3 protein-coding genes, 1 tRNA gene and 3 pseudogenes are annotated in these 4,034 nt (G+C 69.4%); 2 read left to right on the top strand and 5 right to left on the bottom strand.

What is annotated here, in order from left to right:
* Positions 1 to 97: 97 nt before the first annotated feature.
* From lptC to AC2W7C_RS14360, 3 genes and pseudogenes are all read right to left on the bottom strand, one after another.
* Positions 98 to 628, bottom strand: a pseudogene (gene lptC, locus AC2W7C_RS14370) (LPS export ABC transporter periplasmic protein LptC); the annotation flags it as partial.
* 156 nt (positions 629 to 784) lie between these two features.
* Positions 785 to 1,381: pseudogene (locus AC2W7C_RS14365) on the bottom strand (ribonuclease D); the annotation flags it as partial.
* Positions 1,382 to 1,615: 234 nt separating this feature from the next.
* Positions 1,616 to 1,702: transfer RNA gene (locus tag AC2W7C_RS14360), tRNA-Leu, on the bottom strand.
* Between the two features lie 188 nt (positions 1,703 to 1,890).
* On the opposite strand from AC2W7C_RS14360, the gene AC2W7C_RS14355 reads away from it, so the two are divergent.
* Complete coding sequence (locus tag AC2W7C_RS14355) at positions 1,891 to 2,559, top strand: complex I NDUFA9 subunit family protein (RefSeq protein WP_486002041.1); 669 nt, start codon at positions 1,891 to 1,893, stop codon at positions 2,557 to 2,559.
* Positions 2,556 to 2,861 carry a hypothetical protein gene (locus AC2W7C_RS14350; RefSeq protein WP_486002040.1) on the top strand — a complete coding sequence of 102 codons (306 nt, stop codon included), beginning with the start codon at positions 2,556 to 2,558 and terminating at the stop codon, positions 2,859 to 2,861. Before AC2W7C_RS14355 ends, AC2W7C_RS14350 begins: the two co-directional genes overlap by 4 nt.
* A 159-nt stretch (positions 2,862 to 3,020) precedes the next feature.
* Here the strand turns inward: AC2W7C_RS14350 and AC2W7C_RS14345 are convergent, their stop codons facing one another.
* Both AC2W7C_RS14345 and AC2W7C_RS14340 read right to left on the bottom strand, forming a co-directional pair.
* Positions 3,021 to 3,824, bottom strand: coding sequence for an undecaprenyl-diphosphate phosphatase (locus tag AC2W7C_RS14345; RefSeq protein WP_486002039.1), 804 nt, complete (start codon positions 3,822 to 3,824; stop codon positions 3,021 to 3,023).
* Positions 3,825 to 3,852: 28 nt separating this feature from the next.
* Positions 3,853 to 4,034, bottom strand: a pseudogene (locus AC2W7C_RS14340) (hypothetical protein); the annotation flags it as partial.

Genomic DNA, 4,034 nt, shown 5'->3' with positions numbered 1-4,034 from the left:
GGCTGCTGGGCCGCCGGCGGGGTCTGGGCGCCGCCGACGCCCGGGGCGCCAGTCAGGGTCAGCGCCAGCGTCGCCGCTGCAAGCGTTCTGATCATGCTCATTCGTTCGGTCTCGCCGTATAGAAGGTCCCGCGGATCTTGTTCTCGCCGGATCCCTTGAACTCGATGCGCTCGCCCTGGTCCCGGATCACATAGGACGAAGCGGAGATGGCGCCAAGCGGACCGGAACCCTGGATCCCGCGGTTGCCCGTCACGATCCCGGTGGAGGTGTCCACCACCGCCTCGGGCGTCACCAGCGTCATGCCCGAGCCGCCGTCCGAAATGCGCACGTTGGGGCCGATGGTCACGGTCTTGGCGGCTTCGTCGTAGGTTCCCCCGTCGGCGGTCAAGGTCGTCACCTTGCGCCCGCCCAGGTTCAGCTTCAGCGCGGGGCCTACCAGGCGGAACCGGCCGGTCCGGGCGTCGCGCACCGCGCCCTCGGCCCCGATCACGAAGCTGCGGCCCTCGGCGTCCTGGCCGTGGAACATGGGGTTGTCCAGGCGCACCTCGCGGCTGGTCCCGGCCTTGCGCTCGACGTCCGACATCACGCTGCGCAGCACGATCCAGCTGACCGTCCCGCCGGCCAGGACGATCAGGACCACCGGCAGGATGCGCCGCGCCAGTTGCACCCGCCGCGACCGCGCGCGGAAGCCTTGGCCGTCGCGGCGACGCGGCCTCGTCCTCGGCGACGCGGGTTCGAAGGGCTTCGCGTCATCGGGCCGACCGGTCAGCATCGGGCGAAGATGGTCCATCTCGTCCCATCCGGCCAGGTCCAGGGCGGATCGGACGGGCAGGAAGTCGAAGCAGCGCCGCGCCAGTTCGGTGCGGCCCTCGCGCTCCAGCATCTCGTCCAGCCTGGCCTTCACCGCGTGCAGGTACAGGACGTCGGCGGCCGCGTAGTCCAGCTGCGCCGGCGTCAGCTCGGCCGCGCCCCAGTCGCTGGACTGCTGGGCCTTGCTGAGCTCCACGCCCGCGCACTCGCGCACCACGTCCTTCAGCCCGTGGCGGTCGGTGTAGGTGCGGGCCAGCTTGGAGGCGATCTTGGTGCAGTAGACCGGCCGCGTCTCGACGCCCAGGTGCAGCTGGAACATGCCGATGTCGAACCGGCCGTAGTGGAACAGCTTCAGCACGTCCGGGTCGGTCAGGACGCGCTTCAGATTCGGGCAATCGTAGGCCAGCCGGTTCAGCCGCACCACGTGCGCGTCGCCGTCGCCGGCCGACAGCTGCACCACGCACAGCGGATCGCGTCGGAAACGCAGCCCCATCGTCTCGGAATCGACCGCCACCACGGGACCCAGGTCCAGGTCGTCGGGCAGGTCGCCCTCGTGCAGGAACACCGTCATTCGCAAAACCTCTCGTGGCCTCAAGTAGCGCGGCGGGAGGGCCGTGTCTCCCTCCCTCGCAGCGAGGCGACTAGTGGTTAGTGGCTAGTGGTTAGTGGCTGATGCGGGCGCCCCTGCCGCGTGAGTTCCGCTGTCCGCGATCCAGCAACCACTAATCACTAGCCACTAGCCACTTCCCACGCGCCGGAAAAGAAAACGGCCCCGCCTCAGTCGAGGGGGGGCCGCTTCAGAAGATGGTGCCCAGAAGAGGACTCGAACCTCCACGGCCTTTCAGCCACTGGCACCTGAAGCCAGCGCGTCTACCAATTCCGCCATCTGGGCCCAGACTTATCCGCCCCCTGTTGTTACGCCGGGCGCGTTTCCGTCTGGAAGGCGCGGACCTCTAAGGCAGGCCGTCATGCGGGTCAACAGGCTTTTCTCGCGATTGCGTTGCGAGCGTCACGGCCTTCGTCTAATCCGCCCGTGCACGGGCATTCCAGCCGCCCGGGCCAACGCTCTGGAGTTCTGTCATGCGCGATTCCGCCCCCGGCCTGATCACCCTCTTCGGCGGGTCCGGATTCGTCGGCGGCCAGCTGGTGCACGCCCTGGCGCGGCGCGGCTGGCGCATCCGCATCGCGTGCCGCCGCCCCGACCGCGCCTGGAAGCTGCAGACCGCCGGCTCGGTGGGCCAGATCCAGGCCGTCCGCTGCGATGCGGCCGATCCCGACCAGGTCGCCGCCGCCCTGTCGGGCGCGACCGCCGCCGTCAACCTGATCGGCGTCCTCTATGAAGCGCCCGGCCGATCCTTCCGCTCCGAGCACGTGGAGGCGTCGCGCGTGATCGCCGAGGCCTGCGCGGCCGCCGGCGTGGATCGGCTGGTCCAGGTCTCGGCCCTGGGCGCCAATCCCGAGAGCGCCTCCGAATACGCCCGCACCAAGGCCGAGGCCGAGATGGCCGTGCGCGAGGCCAAGCCGGACGCGGTGATCGTGCGCCCTTCTGTCGTCTTCGGTCCGGGCGACGACTTCCTGAACAAGTTCGCCCAGATGGCCCAGTTCGCTCCGGCCCTGCCCCTGATCGGCGGCGGCCAGACGAAGTTCCAGCCAGTCTACGTCGCGACGTCGCCGAGGCCGTCGCCCGCTGCGTCGAGATCCCCGATGCGGCCCAGCGCACCTTCGAGCTCGGCGGCCCGGCGGTCGTGACCTTCGAGGATGTGCTGAAGCTGGTCCTGCGCGAGACCCACCGCACCCGTCCGCTCGCGCCCCTGCCCTTCTTCGCGGCCCGGATGATCGGCGGCCTGGCCCAGCTGACCGCCATCGTCGGCTTCAAGCCCGCCCTGACCAAGGACCAGGCCGTGCTGCTGGAGACCGACAACGTCGTCTCGCCGGGCGCCGAGGGCCTGGCCGCCCTGGGGATCGAGCCCACCGGCATGGACGCCATCGCTCCCTCCTACCTGTGGCGCTACCGCCGCGGCGGCCAGTTCGCCGAAGCGACGGCGGGCTAGGTTTCAAACAGCGTTGAAGTGCTCGTCATCCCGCGGCCTTGCGCCGGGGATACATGAACACGGCGCAGCCGAAGAGTCTCACGGTCAGACGGCGGCTATGGATCCTCGGGACAAGCCCGAGGATGACGGATTCATGGGCTCGCGAGCGCGCCTCGAGCCTCAGCCGTAGGCCCACAGCACCACCAGCCCCACGGCCCCCGCCACGATCCGCCACACGGCGAACGGCGCGAAGCCGTAGCGGCCGACGAAGTCGACCAGCGTCTTGACCACGAATAGGCCGCTGAAGAACGACACCACGAAGCCGATGGCGATGATGCTGATCACGCCGCCGGTCAGCATCTCGCGGCTCTCCCAGAAGTCCAGGCCGAACGCCGCCACCATGGTGGGGATGGCCAGGAAGAACGAGAACTCCGCCGCCGCCCTCTTGTCGACGCCCAGCAGCAGGCCGCCCACGATCGTCGCGCCCGACCGCGACACGCCCGGGATGATCGACAGGCACTGGAACAGGCCCACGCCCAGGGCCGTCTTCCAGCTGAACTGCATCGAATCCATCGTCCGCGCCGGCGGCGCCCAGCGTTCCAGGGCGATCAGGGCGAAACCGCCCAGGATCAGCGTCACGCAGACGATCGTCGGGTTGAACAACACCGTCTTGATGAAGTCGTGGAACAGCAGGCCCACGATCGCCGACGGGATGAAGGCCAGCAGCACCGACAGGGCGAACATCCGCGCCGCCGGGTCCTTGCCCGGAAGGCCGATCAGCACCTTCCACAGCCGCTGGAAGTACAGCGCCACCACCGCCAGGATCGCGCCCAGCTGGATCATCACGATGAAGGTGTCCCAAGGCTCGGCCGGCAGGCCCAGCATCTCCTTGGTCAGCAGCAGGTGGCCCGTGGACGAGACCGGAATGAACTCGGTCAGGCCTTCCACCAGGCCGAGAATGATCGCCGCCAGCCAGTCCGGCATGAACGCTCCTTGGGATTAAGACAGGCGGTCAGTGCGCGCCCGGTTCGGGTCCCACATAGCGCAGGCGCGCCCGGATAGGCGAGCCGTTCGTCGCCTGGTCCAGCGCGTGGCCCAGCAATCCGGCCAGCCGCCCGATCATCAGCAGGTCCGCCGCCCCCTCGCGCCGGCAGCTCCAGCCGGCGGGCCACGACCGCCAAGGGCCAGGGCAAA

The organism is Brevundimonas sp. CURTG3B2_SDJG (assembly GCF_057364705.1).
This window is presented reverse-complemented; position numbering and strand designations above follow the sequence as displayed.